Origin of the sequence: Flavipsychrobacter stenotrophus (assembly GCF_002954265.1) — a bacterium.
In the GTDB taxonomy this organism is placed as follows: Bacteria; Bacteroidota; Bacteroidia; order Chitinophagales; family Chitinophagaceae; genus Flavipsychrobacter; species Flavipsychrobacter stenotrophus.
Genome location: NZ_PPSL01000007.1, coordinates 85,912 through 105,720 on the forward strand (window position 1 = coordinate 85,912; position 19,809 = coordinate 105,720).

At 44.7% G+C, this 19,809-nt stretch carries 16 protein-coding genes; 6 read left to right on the plus strand and 10 right to left on the minus strand.

Annotated features, from left to right (window positions below):
* Positions 1 to 487 precede the first annotated feature (487 nt).
* From CJD36_RS20390 to CJD36_RS20405, 4 genes are all read left to right on the plus strand, one after another.
* The gene (locus CJD36_RS20390; RefSeq protein ID WP_105041056.1) at positions 488 to 1,132 is read left to right on the plus strand and encodes a hypothetical protein; all 645 of its coding nucleotides are present in this window, start codon (positions 488 to 490) and stop codon (positions 1,130 to 1,132) included.
* A gap of 349 nt (positions 1,133 to 1,481) precedes the next feature.
* On the plus strand, positions 1,482 to 3,848 hold the full coding sequence (locus CJD36_RS20395) for a hypothetical protein (RefSeq protein ID WP_105041057.1): 2,367 nt from the start codon (positions 1,482 to 1,484) through the stop codon (positions 3,846 to 3,848).
* 300 nt (positions 3,849 to 4,148) lie between these two features.
* Positions 4,149 to 4,520 carry a carboxypeptidase regulatory-like domain-containing protein gene (locus CJD36_RS20400; protein WP_105041058.1) on the plus strand — a complete coding sequence of 124 codons (372 nt, stop codon included), beginning with the start codon at positions 4,149 to 4,151 and terminating at the stop codon, positions 4,518 to 4,520.
* Between the two features lie 28 nt (positions 4,521 to 4,548).
* A complete protein-coding gene (locus CJD36_RS20405; RefSeq protein WP_105041059.1) occupies positions 4,549 to 4,974 on the plus strand; it encodes a carboxypeptidase-like regulatory domain-containing protein in 426 nt (141 codons plus the stop codon).
* A 242-nt stretch (positions 4,975 to 5,216) separates the two neighbouring features.
* Here the strand turns inward: CJD36_RS20405 and rocD are convergent, their stop codons facing one another.
* From rocD to CJD36_RS20445, 8 genes are all read right to left on the minus strand, one after another.
* The gene (gene rocD / locus CJD36_RS20410) at positions 5,217 to 6,446 is read right to left on the minus strand and encodes an ornithine--oxo-acid transaminase (RefSeq protein ID WP_105041060.1); all 1,230 of its coding nucleotides are present in this window, start codon (positions 6,444 to 6,446) and stop codon (positions 5,217 to 5,219) included.
* Between the two features lie 492 nt (positions 6,447 to 6,938).
* Positions 6,939 to 7,385: a DUF2147 domain-containing protein gene (locus CJD36_RS20415; protein WP_205685662.1), complete on the minus strand. Its 447-nt coding sequence runs from the start codon at positions 7,383 to 7,385 to the stop codon at positions 6,939 to 6,941.
* A gap of 61 nt (positions 7,386 to 7,446) precedes the next feature.
* Positions 7,447 to 7,899 carry an acyl-CoA thioesterase gene (locus CJD36_RS20420; RefSeq protein WP_205685663.1) on the minus strand — a complete coding sequence of 151 codons (453 nt, stop codon included), beginning with the start codon at positions 7,897 to 7,899 and terminating at the stop codon, positions 7,447 to 7,449.
* A gap of 76 nt (positions 7,900 to 7,975) precedes the next feature.
* Complete coding sequence (locus CJD36_RS20425; RefSeq protein ID WP_105041061.1) at positions 7,976 to 9,280, minus strand: SGNH/GDSL hydrolase family protein; 1,305 nt, start codon at positions 9,278 to 9,280, stop codon at positions 7,976 to 7,978.
* A gap of 20 nt (positions 9,281 to 9,300) precedes the next feature.
* Positions 9,301 to 10,533, minus strand: a complete 1,233-nt coding sequence (locus CJD36_RS20430) for an OmpP1/FadL family transporter (RefSeq protein ID WP_105041062.1) — start codon at positions 10,531 to 10,533, stop codon at positions 9,301 to 9,303.
* Positions 10,534 to 10,638: 105 nt separating this feature from the next.
* Positions 10,639 to 12,435 carry an acyl-CoA dehydrogenase family protein gene (locus CJD36_RS20435; RefSeq protein WP_105041132.1) on the minus strand — a complete coding sequence of 599 codons (1,797 nt, stop codon included), beginning with the start codon at positions 12,433 to 12,435 and terminating at the stop codon, positions 10,639 to 10,641.
* A 200-nt stretch (positions 12,436 to 12,635) separates the two neighbouring features.
* Positions 12,636 to 13,814, minus strand: coding sequence for an acetyl-CoA C-acyltransferase (locus tag CJD36_RS20440; protein ID WP_105041063.1), 1,179 nt, complete (start codon positions 13,812 to 13,814; stop codon positions 12,636 to 12,638).
* Positions 13,815 to 13,842: 28 nt separating this feature from the next.
* A complete protein-coding gene (locus tag CJD36_RS20445) occupies positions 13,843 to 16,218 on the minus strand; it encodes a 3-hydroxyacyl-CoA dehydrogenase/enoyl-CoA hydratase family protein (RefSeq protein WP_105041133.1) in 2,376 nt (791 codons plus the stop codon).
* Between the two features lie 346 nt (positions 16,219 to 16,564).
* Between CJD36_RS20445 and CJD36_RS20450 the strand changes: the two genes are divergently transcribed.
* Positions 16,565 to 16,999: a VOC family protein gene (locus CJD36_RS20450; protein ID WP_105041064.1), complete on the plus strand. Its 435-nt coding sequence runs from the start codon at positions 16,565 to 16,567 to the stop codon at positions 16,997 to 16,999.
* Positions 17,000 to 17,263: 264 nt separating this feature from the next.
* On the opposite strand, the gene CJD36_RS20455 is transcribed toward CJD36_RS20450, so the two are convergent.
* On the minus strand, positions 17,264 to 18,151 hold the full coding sequence (locus CJD36_RS20455; protein WP_105041065.1) for a helix-turn-helix domain-containing protein: 888 nt from the start codon (positions 18,149 to 18,151) through the stop codon (positions 17,264 to 17,266).
* A gap of 153 nt (positions 18,152 to 18,304) precedes the next feature.
* Here CJD36_RS20455 and CJD36_RS20460 point away from each other — a divergent pair, with 153 nt between their 5' ends.
* A complete protein-coding gene (locus CJD36_RS20460; RefSeq protein ID WP_105041066.1) occupies positions 18,305 to 19,036 on the plus strand; it encodes a DUF481 domain-containing protein in 732 nt (243 codons plus the stop codon).
* Between the two features lie 71 nt (positions 19,037 to 19,107).
* Here the strand turns inward: CJD36_RS20460 and CJD36_RS20465 are convergent, their stop codons facing one another.
* Positions 19,108 to 19,797 (minus strand): cell division ATP-binding protein FtsE, encoded by a 690-nt coding sequence (locus CJD36_RS20465; RefSeq protein ID WP_105041067.1) that lies wholly within the window; start codon positions 19,795 to 19,797, stop codon positions 19,108 to 19,110.
* Positions 19,798 to 19,809: the final 12 nt, after the last annotated feature.

Here is a 19,809-nt window from a genome sequence, read left to right on the forward strand (position 1 = left end):
ACCTCAAGTGTCCGAAACGCGATAAAACAGATCTGAAAGACCGAAATATAATAGCCCGGGGTGTAGCCCCGGATATTAAAAAAGGAAGTGAGCCTAGCCCTGAAGGCCTGCCTGCCGGTAGGCACGGGCGAAAGAAGTTACATTATATGGGGAGTTTGTTACAGAAAATGAAGTTTAGAACACTTGTGGACGCAGACTCTTTCTACGTCCGACTGGTTACCAGTCTCCAGACTGACACGTCGGGACGGTTCACTTTGAGTACGGACCCACACCCCATCACACACAAAATAATTTCCATATCATCCAAAAACACCCTAATCACACACCCACCAAAAACAACTTATCCACAAATTTCAAAATCGCTGAGGGCATTGAAAGACAATAAATTAACCCATTTTCACCAACCATGAATGTGGATAACAATTGATTGTTAATTTGCACATGTTATTTTCCCTAAGTAGTTTTACGCCCTCAAAAGATAAACTATATGCTATCATCGCAATTCAACCCCACCGCCATTCCGGCCATCATTGCCGACAATTTCTGCACTCAGTTACTCTCCATCCAAAACGCGCTCTTCGCACGCCCGGCAGCCGAACAGATTCCCACCCAACAGGAGATCAACATGCACACAAAACTGCTCACCAACGTTATCAAGATCAAGAAATTCAACGCTACCGACCACGTAGCTAAGTTCATGACCACCTTCTGCAGCTTCCTGGCTAAAGATGACAAGGAACTGTCAAAAATTATAGCCCAAAAGTACATGCAGTTTATGGGCCTCGACACTGCCGAAACAGAGATAGAGCCAACTTCCAAGGCACTAAAACAAACCCGTGAAGAACCCGCGCCCCTACCCGCCGACGCACTAAAAACAGAAGAACGCCCCTACGACTACTTCGACAAATACAAGCACTTGCTCGAAGATTACCGTTATGGCAACAAAGACTCGATAGTCGACATAGGTGAAAAACAATACAACAAACAATGCGTGGAATATAACCTACTCCAGTACACCCTTCCCGAAGCCGACCGCAGGTTCATCCCCGATCCCGGAGATTACCATGCACAGATCGACCACGAACAAACCATAAAACAAATAGAACGGTATTTACGCTCACGGGCAGCATAGCCGCAATACTGATCCTCAATTAGAATAACCGAATCCAGCACCAGAAAAAGCATTACATATCATATCAATATCAATAATCACGAATAGCTCTGAAAGAGCTAACTCAATAGCGTAGGGCGTTAGCCCTACGTATAAAACACCCCTTGAAATAAGCTCTGAAAGAGCGTACTCCTATATAGGCAACAACAATGTCCTTAACTTATGTCATTGCCCCGTAGGAGTTACCCTATCCCTACATGCCCAATATCACTACAGATCATAATTCCAACATATAAAGTCTAACTTTATTTTCACACTTGAAAAAGTATATTTGTAAAAAACATACCCGGCCACGGCAGGAAAATTCTATATGCAGAAAATTCTTTTTTTATTATTCCTTGTTTTAATATCAGTTACAAACTCAGATCTACTCGCCCAGGAACGGCCCAAATTTCTGTTCGACACAGTCGTAGCTAAAAACGATCAGGTAATAATAAAGGATACCCTTGCGGTGAATGATAGTACCAAACAAAAAGATACGCTGGTAATACAGAGGCATATCATCGTGAAGAAAGACACCACCCCTGTAGAAGTAACAATAGACCCTTATAAGGTCACTACCTACATGTACGAAATACCTTTTAAAAGAAGGTATTTCCATGAAGATAAAATAGACAAGGAACTAAAACGGGCCGACGCATCAGATGGCATCATCGACAATCAGATAAGGTATAAAACAGACACCGCGTTATCTAAGATCATCACAAAGGCTATCCTCAAAGACGGCAACTTCCTGCAGGTAATGGTAGAGAATATGCCTGCAAACGGCCGCGACTCTTTTGCCGATCATCAGGAACGTATCCGCTGCCTGAACGCTGTGTATAACATGCTGCGCAACTTCAACACTGACCCCTCGCCCGATCCGATCTATTACAAAAAGGTGGTCGCCAATATGCATGATATGCTTATTGCTTACAACGAGGATAAGTTCGCCAGCTTCTGCGTAAAAAACACCAATTATATAACACTCGACAATGGCCGTTTGCTCTTCGATAACTATAAAGAAGTACGCGCCTACATGTACACAACCCTCGGCAAGGCTGACCCTAAGAAAATGATCAAACGGCTGGGCGACTTTGCCAACGATACCTTTGCAGGTCCAATAATAGCAGACGTCGCGATTACCGACCCTGATATCGTTTACAATTACGCCACATCTACCAACGCGGCACTTACCGATGCGGTACATCGCACTGCTAACCCTCTTGTGCAGTCAATTGTAAAGATCGCCGATGGCTCTAAAGCACCACTTAAAGCGCTTTGTTTCCTGGGCGACATCTACCATAAAAGAAAAACAGTAGCACAGATCGATGTGATCACCGCCGATGAAGATCTGTTTTACAAAAATCTCATCCGCCTTAAGGTGACCGAAGAACCTATCGCCAAATACACCTATACACAGGAGGCTGCACATCGCGCCCTCAGGTACATACGGGAAATGAATGAACTGCATGAATCTTCTGATGCCGTTAGGTTCAAAATAATTGAAGGACTATCGCACGTAGAACTATACAACGTAATGGTCTACGGCCAGGACGAGATCTATACCAGCAGCTTCCTCGGCTCTTTCAAAAGGCTGCTTGACAAAATGAAGCCAATGAAGGGCAATCAACTGCTCGATTCATTGCACTACGATCACTTCCGCACATTCATCCGCATGTGCGCCGGTTACAACACCCTGTCAGAGTTCCTCTACACTATGGATGATTCTTCCCGTATCACCCTGATGTCAGGCTTTATCCGCAACCTGCAGAAAGGGCGCGAAGACGACCTTGAAGATGCGGTAGATGTGGCTGATGCCTTTGGCAGCATTACAGACACTGCACTATCTGCTTTCCTGCAAAACCAGGTAAAAGAAAGTTACGAACAATCATTTAAGGAACGAAGCAAGAAAGGTATGGTCATCTACAGCCTCCTATCCAGACTGTTCGATGGCAATAAGATCTCAGATAGCGATACGGGTGCCAATGTAGTATCTGCAAGACTAGGCTTGCCTAACATCAACAAGGTAGCATTCAAAGATCTGGTCAATGACTCCGGCACCGTCTACCAACAGGTATTCTTCTTTGGCGACGAAGACGGCAAACACTCTTATGAACACTTTACCGACCTGTTCCGCAAAGACAAACGCTGGAAAATGGCCACCAATGCCAACTGGACAACCATTTCATCAGTAACGGGCAGAAAGGTAGTTATCTATGCCAACCTGCCCCTGCCCGATCAGGAAGCAGAAGCCGCCATAGACAAAACAACCAAGTTCCTCACAGATACAGGCATCCATCCATCTATCATGATACATCGTGGCCATAGCTACCACCTTAAATCTACAATGGAGCGACTGGACAAGAGCGCCCGAATCATCATCCTCGGCTCTTGCGGCGGCTACCAGAACCTGGCGGGCGTGCTCAACAAATCACCTAATGCACACATAGTATCATCAAAGCAAACCGGCACCATGGGCGTGAATGATGAGATCCTCCGCTCCCTCAACAACTCATTGATAGAAGGCAAAGACATCAACTGGATCAACATGTGGCAGGGACTCGAAGTCTTCTTCAACAAAAAGCGCGACGCCGCCGACAAGGACAAATTCTCAGACTACGTACCACCCTACAAAAACCTCGGCGCCATCTTCATTAAAGCCTACCGCCACATGATGGAAGGTGATGGCAAATAGTCACCGGTAGGTAACAGATCATAGATAACTGTCGCGAGAGTTAGCGCAGCGCTCTCGTGACGACATAATTTAACGGTCTCTAACCCGAACACCCGGCCGGCCCTCTTTGAGTCCGTAAAAATTACGCTGGGCAAAGCCTCCCGACTTCGGCCTATTGTTTGCCGTTGTTGGTGTTATCACCAAAAACCATCGGGCCTGTCCTCTTTGAGATCGCCCAAACCACAACCACCGTTAAACCTTTTTTTCCCAATACCCATGCTCCACCCTTATATTTACGTCTAATAGTATAACGGTATCACTATGAACACAAAACTCCTCACATCACTACTCCTCGTCGCTACACTCCCGGCCAGAGCACAAGAGCTATACGGCATTGTTACAGACACCCGTCGTGAACCACTCACCAATGCTACAGTAAGAATACTCCAAAACACCAAAATGATAGCGGGGACCATCACCGACTTCAATGGTGTCTACAACTTAAAACTACCCGATACCGGCACCTACGAAATTGAAACAACCTACATCGGCTACCAAACTCAAAGAGCAAACAAAACAGTAGCAGGTAGCAAACAAACCATTGCCAATTTCTTTCTCGCACAACGATTTGAAAGTCTCCATCCATACAATACTCGGCAGTGCGGCAAAAAGCAATTGACAAATAAACATTAATACGTACGAACCTCAACCAACTTTGCACATGAATTTTAAACTACAGATACTATCATTACTACTAGTATCAACTTTCTACGCAACCGCGCAGCAGATAAACGGCATAATTACAGATAGCATGAAACATCCCATTGTTAATGCCTCGGTGGCTGTGAGACAAAATGGAATTGTAGTTGGCAAAAACAATACGGATTCCAATGGCAGGTACATTCTGAATGTGGTCAATGCTGGATATTACAACCTCACAGCAAGCAAACAGGGGTTACAGACGATCACCATCTTAAAATTAATTGTTGGCCCTAATGAAAAAACGGAACAAAATTTCACTTTACTAAACGTATGCTATCATAAGGGTATTCTAAAGAAAAACTTTATAAGACCTTTTAGTTGTGACAACGGGCACAGACATCGGAACTATCCTAGTAGAAATGCCTCGCTTGAGGCTGAAAAATAATCTTTAATAATCAACCCTATTTTGCACGTGTCGAAGACTATCTACACCACATTAGTATCGCTTCATCAAGAAACATAGAGGAGTATAATTAAATGCGGGATGTGTCTACATCCTGCTTATTTCCTAACTGTGAATCAAGAAAATCCTTTCATCCCCTAAAAATCATGGTTCAGACTAATCCGCACAAAAAAAGCGGGATGAAAACCATCCCGCCAATATTACCTTATTAACCTATTAACTGATTACCCTTTAATGCTCTTTGCTATTATAGCAATACACTCATCTATCTGCGCCCTGTCTATAAGCAGTGGTGGTGCAAAACGGATGCGGTCGCCATGGGTAGGCTTGGCCAACAGACCGTTATCCTTCAGGCGCATGCATATATCCCATGCTGCATCTTTATCAGGGTGATTGATAACTATGGCGTTAAACAAACCCTTACCACGTACTATAGATATATGCTCACTATTCAGTGCCACCAATTCGCGACGCAGATGAGCGCCTTGTATAGCAGAGTTCTCAGCCATTTGCTCATCACGCAATACCTCTAAAGAAGCTATTGCCACTTTACAAGCCAGCGGATTACCACCATAGGTAGAACCATGTTCACCCGGCTTAATGGTGAGCATAATTTCATTATCAGCCAATACTGCCGACACCGGCATAGTACCGCCCGAAAGTGCTTTACCTAACAACAATATATCAGGTCTTACTTCTTCATGATCGCATGCCAGCATCTTACCTGTGCGCGCAAGGCCGGTCTGTATCTCATCAGCTATCAGCAATACGTTCGCATCCTTACATATCTGTGCGCACTGTGCCAGGTACCCTTCATCCGGCACCACTACACCCGCTTCACCCTGTATAGGCTCTACAAGAAAGGCAACCACATTAGGATCCTGCAGTGCCACCTTCAATGCAGCTGCATCGTTATAAGGGATCACTTCAAAACCCGGTGTAAACGGACCAAAGTCACGGCGAGAATCATCATCGGTACTGAACGAGATCACACTCAATGTACGGCCATGGAAGTTATGTGCGCAGGTAATGATCTTCGCCTTGCCCTGCTGCACTCCTTTCACATCATAACCCCAGCGGCGAGCAAGCTTCAAGCCGGTTTCAACCGCCTCAACACCCGTGTTCATTGGTAATACTTTATCGTAGCCAAAGAACTTAGTGATAAACTCTTCATATTCACCCAGCACGTCATTATGAAACGCACGTGAAGTGAGGGTCAGTTTTTGAGCCTGCTCCAGGAAAGCCTCTATGATACGAGGGTGACAATGCCCCTGGTTGATAGCAGAATACCCCGAAAGGAAGTCATAATATCGTTTATCATCAACATCCCATACAAACACACCCTGTCCTTTTTTAAGCACAACAGGCAGCGGATGATAGTTATGCGCACCGTATTGTTCTTCTTTTTCGAGGAAATATTGAGTAGATGATGTTAAATGAGTAGTTGCTTGCATGTGGCAAATTTACAGATTAAAGGCTAAAATACCATACTGCTATATATTATAGCTATAGATAAAACCTATAAATGACAAATGTAATGAGCATCTATGAGATGCTACGGTAGCCAATGTACATCGTTATTGATTTTGTAATTTGCGTATTAGATAGCCATTTTCCTGTTTAGTTGAAATGACCTTAGTGACAATGGCATTCGGTTAAGGTAGTCTGCATACTTATAACGTCCGATACCTTCGGCATCGTTTTCCAATTTGTATCGGATTTTGCTATAGACATCTGATACCTTCGGCATCATAACATATTGTTAGTTAAGGGTTGTATGTATTCGTAATGACGCTGAAGGCGTCACATATTTATAGCAATACAAGCTATTTAGGACACGAAGCCGAAGGTATCGTATGTCTATATAAGCACAATTTCTCAACCAAAACAAAAAACCGCTGCCCAATCTGATCGGGCGGCGGCTAGAATGTAATTTCCTTGAAATATCAATTAGTTCGTTCCCATACGGTTGTACGCCCTATAAGCGAGATGCCAACATATCCCCTTACATCCAGTTTATCGCCTTTGTAAGTGATCTTGCAGCTATAGGTCTTGCCATTTTTAGGATCATAGATCTCGCCATCATTATACGTTTCTTTATCATCGATCTTGAAGTGCTTCAGGAGCACGATCCCCAGCAGCGGCACTTTCTTCAGTGCATCCTTAGGATTCTTGTCGTCCATCTTAGGCACACCGTTTCTTAGCGGTTCCTTAAGCCATACAATTTTGCCCCAGAACTTACCATCAGTAGCCTTGTATATTTCCACCTTGGCCGTCTTTTCTTCATTGTACCACAGTCCCTCTATCTTGTCTTTTTGAGCAAATGCAGAAAGCCCTGTACTGAGGATCAGACTCAATATAAGTACCACGTGCATTGAAAAACGTTTGATCATAACTGTTCGTTTAAATGGTTAGTAATCGCTGAGATAAATATAAAAAATATTTCTGAAATCCCTAAGCCTTTGCCTTCGGAATATCTTCTGCATAATCATCACTATGCGGTGTTTGCATAAAAAGCGTATTCAGGTCATCAGGCAACGAAGTCAGCTTTCTTTGTACCGTATCTATCCATGCCCCGTCTACATTGATAATGGCGGCCTTGGTATTGTCACTCCTGTATATCTCATGCCTTATAGACCACCGCGATCCATCAGCCCGACTTTTGGTTAATTCGCACGTCACCCGCACTATATCATTTGGCCGTACCTCTTTTAGAAAGAAAGTCTCCTCCCGAAAGAGAATAGGACCTATACCCTGTTTCAGAAACACAGATGGTTTTAGACCAAAGCGTTCCAGCAAATTCAATCTTGCCTGCGCAGCAAAATCGGCATATGCTGAATGGCGTAAGTGCGCATTGGCATCCACCATTGACCACATCACCTGCCCCTCATAAAATACATTGTTCATGGTATCAGTTAGTTTAAAAGCAAAAGGTGTACCAATTATAGCAAATAGCAATAACGGGTACACCTTTATGATAAAATTATGGGAATCTTACTCCTGAATATTTGTTCACATCAACCATTGGAATCGTTGAGTGATACTTGTTGTTAATGGTAAGCAGAATGTAATTAGCAGCCAGTGCATATCCACGTGGTGTAAGATGCACACCATCCAAAGAGAATGCACCACCTGAAACGAATGTAGCGTTGAACGTAACTCCGTTAAATATTGTACCAGAGCTAATGGTCTTTAGGTAAGCATTCATATCTACCACTGGCAGATTATGTGCTGCACCCGCAGCTGCTATCACATTATTGAATGCTGCTGTCGCGTCCTTTACATTGGTCACCTCATCAGCCGATAGCACGTAATTCTTTGGGATAGGCTTGCGGCTACCCCAGCCTGCACACTTCAGTGAATCTGAAGGCGTAGTCAGGATGATGTATTCACCATCGTGTATCTTCCTCATTCCACCCGGTGCAGCGGCATCTTGTATAATGAAGTAGTTGGCACCTGCGGTAAACGTAATGCCCAACGGAGCATAAGCTGCTGAAAGAGAATCGGCCTGGCCCTGGCGCAGAACTAAACCCTTAGCAGGTATGGTAGTGAAGTAAGGAATGCTGGTTACATCAGGTATATTGATCAATACCCCCTTTGCACCACGTGCAGTCATGGAATCTACTACGGAATTATACACACTTGTAAACGTAGCCAACGGCGAAATGTCTGACTGACCTGTACCGCTTACCGCACCATTACCACCGGACGTAGCATAACCCAAAACATCATTAGCACCCAACCACATAGAGAAGAAGGTAGCATTGATCTTGGTAGCCTGCGTAACCGCCTTTTCAAAAGGACTGGTAAAGAACCTTGCGGCATAAGGATTGAATAAGGCATAGCCCGCAGTAGTATAGTCTATACAACGGATACCCGGCACACCCACATTGTTATAAGGTCCGCCGGCTGCTATGTTGGCAGAGCTACCGGTAGTATCCAGCGTGCCGCTATACAATACTGGTCCAAGTGCGGTTACACCGTCGCAACCTGTGCTGTAACCTAAGACACGTTTGAGCCCCGGATAACCGGCCTCTCCCGGCAGCAAGGGCTGTTTAAACTCACCACCGCCAACCAGCTTAAACTGAGCTGCCAGCATAGATGGGTAAGAACTCTGCTGACCACTGCGATACAGTGTACCATCGGCATAACCGGCTGTAAGAGAATTACCTACCGAAACGTAGGTGGTAAAATCCGCATCACCCTTCGATGGACTTGCAGGCTCCAAATTTGGCTTACAAGCAGCAAGGGAAAGCGTGGCTAATCCAACTATATATATTTTCTTCATTGTTTGTCTGATTTAAGAAATTAGAAATGATACGCAAACCCTACTCCACCTGTAAACGCTGTTGATTGGTACTTTCCGCTGAAATTTGCAGGGAGGAATGTCGCGTCGCGCTTGTCAGAAGTAACAAACTCCAATGCAGCCATAATGGTTATCTTTTTCATAGGGCTGAATGAAGCACCAACTGTTCCTACATACCTGTTCGCATCAGGCAACTCAGGAGATACATAACCATCTCTTACAGGTGTAGGATCATAAGCAGCACCGGCACTTACAGATAATGACTTCATGATCTGGTAATTAGCACCAAGCCTTATAGCCATAACACTCTGATAAAGACGGGGCGTGCGCGTATCGGCCAATGAAGAAGTATTGGTCTTATAGTCGAACACCAATGAATCATATACTTTCCAACCCGTGTATTCCAGGTCAGCCAATATGATCAACTTAGTATTGACCTTATAGCCTACACCAAATGTAATAACATCTGGCAGGTTGAGCTTGGTAGAGAAATTGGTATTGGGGAAGTTAGCTGTCAATGAAGACGGCACAACGAATGTTGCATTACCATCGTCTACCTTCATCTTCACCTGAGAGCGATAAGTAAGACCCAGCTGTATCTTTTCTGTAGCCTTTACATGTACGCCAAGGTTAAAGCCAACCCCATTCGCATTACCTTCTAACGTGCCCTTGCTATCGGCACCAGTGGCAAACTGCACCGGTAGTGCCTGCTCTATTTTTACATTACCAAAAGCATAGATGAAACCAGCACCTACACTCACCAGTTCATTGATCTTATAGCTAACAGTAGGCTGCACAAAAAAGCTCTGCAGCGATATGTTCCTGTTAATATATCTGCCCTGCCAGTTGTCGTCCCACTTGGTACCACTACCAAACGGAGTATACACGCCAATGCCCACACCTATCTTATTATGCTTCTTCAATGTACCTCCGAAATAGAGATTGAACGGCGTAAAGGTCTGTGCCTTTGTCTCTGCCGAGTAGCCACCTGTTGGCGTTTGCACATATTTCACACTGGGCATTACAAAGTTGACCGCACCGTATACCTGCATTCCTTCCAGCCTGGATACTGCACCCGGATTGTAGAATATAGAAGAGGCATCCCACGCCCAGGCAGTACCCGTATTGGCCATAGCCAACTGGCGTAATCCCTGCAGGTTTAACTGGAAACCTGCACCAAATGCTCCGGAAGAGTAAAGGAAGCAGGCAATTGCTGAAATACATAGTTTTTTCATAAATGGTCCGTTGTTAAAAGGGTGAGCAATAAAGAAAAAATCAAAATGGAATTATTGGAGAGATTTGACAACTTTTTAAAAAGTTGTCAAATCTGACTAAGCCTATTAGTAACAGTACTTATTGGCCGCAATGATCTTAGCGGCTATGTTTCTACGTGCCTCGGTTGTGTTCAGATCTTCGGTCTTAGTGAAGCGCTTCAGGCCCATCATCATCATTCTTCGTTCATCACCTTCAGCAAAAGCATTCAAGGCTTCCTTACCAGACTTAAATATGTTCTCTGCCGCATCATTGATATAGACACGCATGATGTCTATATACTCTTTACATGCGTCTTCACCTTTCATACTCACCAGCTTTTCTACACGAAGCTGCAGCGACTCACTTACGTACAGCTCTATCAGCATATCCGCAAGGTTCATCAGCACTTCCTGCTCCTTGGCAAGGTTCATCATCAGCTTCTGCACAGCACCGCCGGCAGCCATCAGTATGGCCTTCTTAAAGTTGGCAATGTATTTCTTTTCCTTAGCAAACAAAGTATCGTCAGTACCACCAAAGTCGGGAATGCTTACCAGCTCATTGGCTACCTGTTGTGCAGGGCCCATAAGGTCCAGCTCTCCCTTCATCGCGCGCTTCAGCATCATATCTACCGTAAGCATACGGTTGATCTCGTTAGTACCTTCAAATATGCGGTTGATACGGCTATCACGGTAAGCCCTGTCCATAGGTGCTTCAGCGCTATAGCCCATACCACCATATACCTGCACACCTTCATCTACCACATAATCGAGTGTTTCTGAGCCATGTACTTTAATGATAGCCGCTTCTATTGCGAACTGCTCTGTGCCCTTGAGCTTGGCCTTGATGGGGTCCATACCACCCGCTATTAAAGTATCGGTAGCTTCCTCCATACTCTGGCTGGCGCGGTATATCGCCGACTCAGAAGCGAATGTCTTGATAGCCTGTTCTGCTATCTTGTAGCGAATGGCACCATACTTAGAGATAGGCCTGCCAAACTGTTCGCGCTCATTGGCATACTTAACCGTTTGAGAGATCACCTCTTTACTTGCACCAATAGTGCCACCACCCAGCTTTATCCTGCCCAGGTTCAAAATATTTACAGCTATCTTAAAACCATTCTGCCTTTCAGACAACAGGTTCTCAACCGGTACCTTACAGTCATTAAAGAATACCTGTCGTGTAGAGCTGCCCTTGATACCCATCTTGTGTTCTTCGGCATTCAAGCTCAATCCTTCAAAGCCCTTTTCAACAATAAATGCACTCAGATTGGCATCATCATCTATCTTGGCAAATACAGTAAACACATCTGCAAACCCTGCATTGGTGATCCACATCTTCTGACCATTGAGCAGGTAGTGCTTACCATCTTCCGTCAGCTTTGCTTTTGTCTTACCCGAATTGGCATCGCTACCGGCACTTGGCTCGGTAAGGCAATAAGCACCCTTCCACTCGCCGCTGGCCAGCTTAGGTATGTACTTAGACTTTTGCTCTTCATTGCCATAATACAGAATAGGCAAAGTACCTATGCCGGTATGCGCTGCGAATGCCACCGAAAATGAATGACCCGCACCCAGTCGCTCGGTAACCAGCATAGATGTTTTGAAGTCCTTACCAAACCCACCATACTCCTCAGGCACAGAGATACCCAACAGGCCCAGTTCACCCGCCTTGGTCATCAGGTCATCCATCAGTCCTTCCTCCTGCTCATCTATACGAACCAGGTTGGGATTAACGTGCTGCGCCAGGAAGTTGGTACAGGTATCTGCTATCATCAGCTGTTCTTCTGTCCATTCTTCAGGAATGAAGATCTCTGCCGCGTGTGATTCTTTGATGAGGAACTCTCCACCTTTTATGGTTGTCTTTGTTGCGTTCTCCGTGCTCATGATCATGTTAGTGTTTTTGTTGTTAGTGTATTGTATTACAAAACGAATACGTCCCGATGTGGTAACCACCTCCCCCACCTAGTCGGCGGGTACTCCTCCTTCAAAAGGAGGAGAGTGTGGGCTTAGCGCTTACAAAACGAATACGTCCCGTGAGATTGCCATGGTTCGAGAGCCTCACCATGACAATCGTATAATTCTAATTAGTTCATCATTTCAAAGATGCCTGCAGCGCCCTGGCCTGTGCCTACGCACATAGTTACCATTCCGTATTTACCGTTGCGGCGTTTTAGCTCACTGAATAGTTGTACTGAGAGCTTAGCACCGGAGCAACCCAATGGGTGACCCAATGCTATTGCACCTCCATTCACATTCACTATATCCTGGTTCAGATCAAGCGTGCGACATACAGCCAATGACTGTGAAGCAAATGCCTCATTCAATTCTATAAGGTCAATATCGTTCTTTGTTAAGCCGGCTAGCTTCAGTGCTTTAGGAATAGCGTAGACAGGACCAATACCCATTATGCGGGGTGGCACACCTGCTACGCCATAGCTTACAAAACGGGCTATAGGCGTAAGGTTATGTTCCTTCATGAAACGCTCACTTACCACCATTACAAATGCGGCACCGTCGCTTGTCTGCGAAGAGTTACCTGCGGTAACACCACCCTTAGCATCAAACACCGGCTTTAACTTGGCCAATGCTTCTATAGATGTATCTGCTCTCGGGCCTTCATCTGTATCTACTATAAACTCCCTGTTCTTTTTCTTACCATCCTCGCCTACGTAGGTCTCCTTAACAGTAACCGGAACGATCTCGTCCTTAAACTTACCTGCGGCAATAGCAGCTGTTGCCTTTTTATGAGAATTAAGTGAAAACATGTCCTGGTCTTCGCGACTCACATTATACTCTTTGGCAACCGCCTCGGCCGTAAGGCCCATGCCCCAGTAGTAGTCTGGGTTGGTCTTGGCTATATCCAGATCGGGCACTATGCGCCAGCCACCCATAGGCAACAGGCTCATGCTCTCTACCCCACCGGCTATGATACAATCGGAGATACCACTGTTGATCTTAGACGCGGCAATGGCTATTGTCTCCAAACCGGATGCGCAATACCTGTTCACGGTCATGCCAGGCACCTTGTCGGTATCGAGCGCCATAAGCGATATAAGGCGGCCGACATTAAGACCCTGCTCTGCTTCGGGTGTTGCATTACCTACTATTACATCATCTATCAGGTCTTTATCTACCTGCGGCACCGAGGCCATAAGATGACGTATAACTTTTGATGCCAGTTCATCGGGCCTTGTGAAACGGAATCCGCCACGACCTGCCTTACCTACTGCACTACGAAAACCGGCTACTATATATGCATTCATTTTGATTAGCTTTTTTTGATTTAGACAATTAGTTTCTCAGCACTTTACCACCGGTGATGATGCTTTGCAACCTCTCCAGTGTTTTCTTCTCTGCACATAATTGCAGGAATGCTTCACGCTCCAGGTCCAGCAAGTATTGCTCACTTACCAGTGAAGGCTGAGAAAGATCGCCACCAGACATTACATATGCCAGCTTCTGCGATATCTTCACATCATGCTCGCTGATGTAATTTCCTGAGAACATGCTGTTAGCACCTATGTAACCAAGGCCAAGCGACTGTTTACCCAATACCCGTATATCTGTTCTTTTTACCGGTGGTGTGTAGCCTTCATCTGCCATTACCAAACATTGCTCCTTAGCTTCAGATAATACACGGTTGCGGGAAACGACCACTATATCTCTACCCTTGCGCAGGTAACCATAGTCAAACGCTTCGTATGCAGATGTAGATACCTTAGCCTGCCCTACGGTAAGGAAACGATCTCTGAAATTGTTCAGCTCTATATCTCCTTCCTGCAGCTCATCGCTCAGGCGCAGTGCAAACTCTTTAGTTCCCCCACCACCTGGGATTAGGCCTACGCCAAACTCCACAAGGCCCATATATAACTCGGCATGTGCTACTACCTTATCTGAGTGCAGACACATTTCGCAGCCACCACCCAATGCCATATTATGTGGTGCCAATACTACGGGTATAGATGAATAACGGATTCGCATCATAGTGTTCTGGAACATACGCACAGCCATGTCCAGCTCATCATATTCCTGCTCTACCGCCAGCATAAAGATCATGGCTACATTGGCACCGGCACTAAAGTTGGCTCCTTCATTAGAAATGACCAGACCCTTATATTCTTTCTCTGCAAGGTCTATAGCCTTGTTGATACCTTCCAATACTTCGCCACCAATGGCGTTCATCTTGGTATGAAATTCCAGGTTAAGGATGCCATCACCAAGATCAGTTATAGTAGTACCACTGTTTTTCCAGATGGTATTGGCAGCCCTTATATTGTCAAGCAATATGAATGACTCTGTACCCGGAATTACCTTGTAAGACCTAGAAGCTATATCATAATAAAGCTTCTTGCCATCTTCTACTTTATAAAACGTAGTGAACCCTGCGGCCAACATATCATATACCCACTGCGCCGGCTTGCGACCTGCAGCTTCCATATCTTTAACCGTGTTGGCTACACCCAGCGCATCCCACGTTTCGAAGCCACCCAGCTCCCAACCAAAGCCCGCCTTAACTGCATCATCTATCTTGTAGAAGTCATCAGTTATCTCAGGTATACGATTGCTGGCATAGGCAAATAGCGCATAGAAGGTATTGCGGTAAAAATCACCTGCCTTATCCTTAGATGCAACTAATGTCTTGATCCTTGTGCGCAGGTCATCGATATTCTTAGCCGCTTCCAATGAAGCGAACTTTACTTTCTGCGAAGGCTTGTATTCCAATGTCTTCAGATCCAATGCAAGGAATACAGTCTTACCATCTACCTTGTCTTTCTTAAAGAAGCCTTGATTTGTTTTACTGCCCAGCCATTTGTTCTCCAGCATCTTTGTAATAAAGCCGGGAGTCTGGAATGTTGCCTTCTCCTCATCCAAGGGCACATTGGTGGTAAGGCCATTGGCAACAAGTACCAATGTATCTAACCCCACAACGTCACTTGTTCTGAACGTAGCCGACTTAGGGCGGCCAATAACCGGCCCTGTAAGCTTATCCACCTCTTCAACGGTCATGCCCATCTCTTCTACCAGGTGCAGTACATGCATCATGCTGTATACGCCTACCCTGTTACCAATGAAGGCCGGTGTGTCTTTAGCCAGTACCGTGGTCTTACCCAGGAACTGCTCACCATATAACATTAAGAAGTCTGTGACCTCTTTAGATGTATCAGCTGTTGGTATGATCTCCAATAAGCGGAGATAGCGGGGAGGATTAAAGAAGTGTGTACCGCAGAAGTGCTTCTTAAAGTCTTCGCTCCGGCCCTCGGCCATCAGGTGAATGGGTATGCCCGATGTATTGGAAGTAATGAGTGTGCCGGGCTTTCTGTATTTTTCTACCTTTTCAAAGACCTGTTGCTTTATATCCAGGCGTTCTACCACTACTTCTATTGTCCAGTCGCAGGTGGCTATGTCTTTAAGATTATCATCAAAATTGCCGGTAGTAATTCTCTTGGCGAATGACCTTCTGTATATGGGCGAAGGATTGGACTTCAGCGCAAAGTCGAGCGCGTCATTCACTATCTTATTGCGGGCCTTTTTGTCGCCTTCCGGCGCATCTTTAGGCACTATGTCGAGCAGGAGCACTTCCACGCCAATATTGGCGAAATGACAGGCTATTCTGCTGCCCATAACGCCGGAGCCAAGTACTGCTACTTTCTTAATTTTTCTGTTCATTGCTATATCGGTGCTTATTGAGGTTTTGACTATTTGAAAGGGCATAAAATACCAGGGCATTTTGTGCTTCATAAATGTAGGTAGGTTTTTCGCCGTTACAAAGGGTCGGAACTCGGTTGTATTGGTCAAAAAGTCGGAAAAGTGGTGGAGAATCAGTTTCACAAAGAGAGCGCAAAGAGATGTTGCCATGGGTAACGGAGCGCTAATGATCTGAGTATCATGTTTTATTATGCACAAACTCTGGTTTGTGAGTATTTGACTGGCCCGGCTGATGTGGAAGCACTTAATTTTAAGTTGAATTATTAAATTTGTCTGTGGCAACGCCCACTTATAAAAAACTAAAATCATGAGAGCAATTAATACATGGATCAACTTCAATGGAAATGCTGAAGAAGCATTCACTTTTTACAAATCAGTTTTTGGCGGAGACTTTACGAAGATCGTTCGTTTCAAAGATCTGGAAAGCGATGATTTTCCGGTGCCGGAAAATGAAGCCAATAAGATCATGACCATTGCGTTGCCCCTTGGCAAAAACAATGTGCTAATGGCCAATGATGTTCCAGAATTTATGGGGCGTGTAAACGAGAACGAAAACAGATCAAAGATAGTAGTGGCTGCTGAGAGCCGTGAAGAGGCGGACAAAATATTTAACGGCCTATCTGCAGGAGGATCCGTAGAAGGCCCGATCGGCGACAGTCCATGGGGTACCTATGCAGGAATGTTCAGAGACAAATATGGCATTGAATGGATAGTGGAATTTGATCCGAATTATAATGGGTAAATTTAGCTGAAGAGCAGTCCAGTACTATTTCACGCCCTATCATTCATACTATACTGTGCAAGATAAATTTGTGACATTGCTAAATAAAAACAGTCACTTTTTAGCTTGCAAAGTTTAGTACACTTAGCCATCAATAACAAGCATGACCGCGATTGTTGCGGCCCTACGGGACGCTTTAAAGTGAGGGTTGTGTATGCTACAAACCTGTTGCCACCTAACGGGGCAATAACATGTAACCTGCCTATTTCTGATGTTTAGTTGGTATTAGTTTTTTAACGCCATCCTATACTCCGAAGGAGACAAAGCTGTGTGCTTTTTAAAGTACTTACCAAATGAAGACTGGTCGGGGAAGTGAATGTCGTCGGCTATTTCTGCAATGCTGATGTCGTGGTTGCGGAGGAGGACTTTGGCTTCCAGTATTACGGCATCGTCTATCCACTCGCCGGCTGTCCTGCCTGATACCTCTTTAATGGTCTCTGTAAGGTGCTTGGGAGATACGAATAGTGCATCGGCATAGTACTGCACATTCCTGTGCTCTTTATAGTACTTGAATACGAGGTTGTGAAAGAGTGTATTCAGCTCTTCCTTGCGGCTCAGCTTTTTGCTGATGATAGCGTATTGGTATTTATAGATGGCCTCAACCTCATATAATAAGGTGGCAACTATACTGCGGGTAATCTCTGCTCTGTATGGATGACCCTCTCGCTTAACTTTATCCTGTATCATAGAGAATAAGTCGAGCAGTATTTTGGCATCTTTCTGATCTACATTTACGGTGGGTATTGAGTCGTTCTTAAAGTAGCTGAACTTGTCGAGAAAGTGACTGTCATTATAACTCTCAGTCATAAAGGCCTTTGAGAATACAATGAACCGGCACAGAAAATCCTCGCTCTGATTATATATCCTCGATACATGAAATGGCGTAGACATCATCATAGCATAAGGCTTTGCCTCATACACTTTCAGATTTACCTCTACCTCGGCAGTGCCACGGGTGCAAATGCCTATGATATATCCATCCGACCGATAAGGAAATTCACTCAGATCCAGTATCTGCTTCTCTTCTGAGATAAAGAAGTCACCGTCTATCAGCTTTGCAGCATAGAGGTCTGCAAACTTAGAAAAACTGAGATGTGCTATCTTTTTGCTCATGGGGTAAGAAAAGTGTATTATGTTGAGGAGTAGCAAAATAGTAAAAACTGACGAGAAAGGACCATTATATTAGTGCAAAGCCCCAATGGGAGAAAAGGCATATATGGCCAGGTGTTTTGTTCAAGGTAATTTCTGTTATTTTGCCCCTGCGTTATGAGGATAATTATCTCCCCCATATTACTTCTGCTGGTAGCATTTACCGGTTTGGCCCAGTTCAACGACTCGACGCATTACTATGTCAGTTGCAAATCGGCAGGGTCTATTAACCGCACAAATGCCAACAGCGCTTACTTGCTTAACAATGCGTTTAAAGTGAGCCTGGACAGGAAGCAGTTTACTCTGAATCTTGCTAATAGCTGGGTGTATGGAGAACAACAGAACAAGCTAACTAACAACGATTTCAACTCAACGCTTGACTGTAATGTATACAACTCCCTACCCCACTTTTTCTATTGGGGACTTGGCAATTATACATCCAGTTATTCTTTAAAGGTTATTGACCAATACCAAACAGGAGCGGGGCTTGCATATAATGTCTTTGACCGGGCGAAGATCAAAATAAATGTGAGTGATGGTATATTGTACGAAAGCAGTGACATCCGTCTTACAGATTCTACGCACGATAAGTACACCACTTTCAGAAACTCGCTACGGCTGTCATTCAAATTGAACATACACGAGTTGATCACGTTTAACGGTGTGAATTTCCTGCAAAATTCATTTTCTTCAAGTTCAGACTACATCATCAAGTCTAATCTTACACTAGGTGTAAAGCTGAGAAAGTGGCTTAGCCTCACCACCACCTATTCCTATAACCGGTACAACCGCACAGGTAGGGAAAATACTTTGTTTAGTTATGGGTTGACGGTGGAAAGGTATTTCTGAAATGAATAAATGAAATGACCATATCGTTAATAAGATATGGCCATTTCATTAGTTGATATGTTAACGACAACCTATACTCCTGCCGCACTTATTTCCTTTACTTCCCCGTTCTCAATGCGCACTACACGGGCAGGGTACTTCTGTATAATGGAGTAATCGTGCGTAGCCATGATAAATGCCGTTTGGTAGTCGCGGCAGATGTTGAAAAGCAACTGCATGATCTCATCTGTTGTATCGGGGTCAAGGTTACCCGTAGGTTCATCGGCAAGGATGAGCTTTGGGTTGTTGAGCAGGGCACGGGCTATATCTACTCTTTGTTGCTCACCGCCGCTCATTTCATATGGCATTTTGACGCCCTTATTCTTCAGACCTACTTTGGTCAGTACATTCTCTATCTTTTCCTTCATCAAGGCTTTGTCCTTCCAGCCGGTGGCTTTGAGTACAAATTCAAGATTATCATATACGTTACGATCGGTAAGCAGTCTGAAATCCTGGAATACAATGCCGAGGTTTCTTCTTAGTAACGGTATCTTCTTCCACGAAAGGTCTTTAAGGTTAAAGCCAGCTACTACTCCACTACCCTCTTTCAGGTATATATCGCCATACATGGTTTTCAACAAACTTGATTTGCCGCTACCTGTGCGGCCTATCATATATATAAACTCACCGGCACCAACTTCAAGATTCACATTATTCAGCACGAGGCTGCTTCCCTGGTAAATGTTGGCATTGCTGAGCGATACTATACTTGTTGGGTTCATTCAAATGTATTT

Excerpts from the sequence above, each read along its gene's own strand:
- CJD36_RS20390 (WP_105041056.1), top strand. The coding sequence starts at position 488 with ATGCTATCATCGCAATTCAACCCCACCGCCATTCCGGCCATCATTGCC.
- CJD36_RS20395 (WP_105041057.1), top strand. The coding sequence starts at position 1,482 with ATGCAGAAAATTCTTTTTTTATTATTCCTTGTTTTAATATCAGTTACA.
- CJD36_RS20400 (WP_105041058.1), top strand. The coding sequence starts at position 4,149 with ATGAACACAAAACTCCTCACATCACTACTCCTCGTCGCTACACTCCCG.
- CJD36_RS20405 (WP_105041059.1), top strand. The coding sequence starts at position 4,549 with ATGAATTTTAAACTACAGATACTATCATTACTACTAGTATCAACTTTC.
- rocD (WP_105041060.1), bottom strand. The coding sequence starts at position 6,446 with ATGCAAGCAACTACTCATTTAACATCATCTACTCAATATTTCCTCGAA.
- CJD36_RS20415 (WP_205685662.1), bottom strand. The coding sequence starts at position 7,385 with ATGATCAAACGTTTTTCAATGCACGTGGTACTTATATTGAGTCTGATC.
- CJD36_RS20420 (WP_205685663.1), bottom strand. The coding sequence starts at position 7,899 with ATGAACAATGTATTTTATGAGGGGCAGGTGATGTGGTCAATGGTGGAT.
- CJD36_RS20425 (WP_105041061.1), bottom strand. The coding sequence starts at position 9,280 with ATGAAGAAAATATATATAGTTGGATTAGCCACGCTTTCCCTTGCTGCT.
- CJD36_RS20430 (WP_105041062.1), bottom strand. The coding sequence starts at position 10,533 with ATGAAAAAACTATGTATTTCAGCAATTGCCTGCTTCCTTTACTCTTCC.
- CJD36_RS20435 (WP_105041132.1), bottom strand. The coding sequence starts at position 12,435 with ATGAGCACGGAGAACGCAACAAAGACAACCATAAAAGGTGGAGAGTTC.
- CJD36_RS20440 (WP_105041063.1), bottom strand. The coding sequence starts at position 13,814 with ATGAATGCATATATAGTAGCCGGTTTTCGTAGTGCAGTAGGTAAGGCA.
- CJD36_RS20445 (WP_105041133.1), bottom strand. The coding sequence starts at position 16,218 with ATGAACAGAAAAATTAAGAAAGTAGCAGTACTTGGCTCCGGCGTTATG.
- CJD36_RS20450 (WP_105041064.1), top strand. The coding sequence starts at position 16,565 with ATGAGAGCAATTAATACATGGATCAACTTCAATGGAAATGCTGAAGAA.
- CJD36_RS20455 (WP_105041065.1), bottom strand. The coding sequence starts at position 18,151 with ATGAGCAAAAAGATAGCACATCTCAGTTTTTCTAAGTTTGCAGACCTC.
- CJD36_RS20460 (WP_105041066.1), top strand. The coding sequence starts at position 18,305 with ATGAGGATAATTATCTCCCCCATATTACTTCTGCTGGTAGCATTTACC.
- CJD36_RS20465 (WP_105041067.1), bottom strand. The coding sequence starts at position 19,797 with ATGAACCCAACAAGTATAGTATCGCTCAGCAATGCCAACATTTACCAG.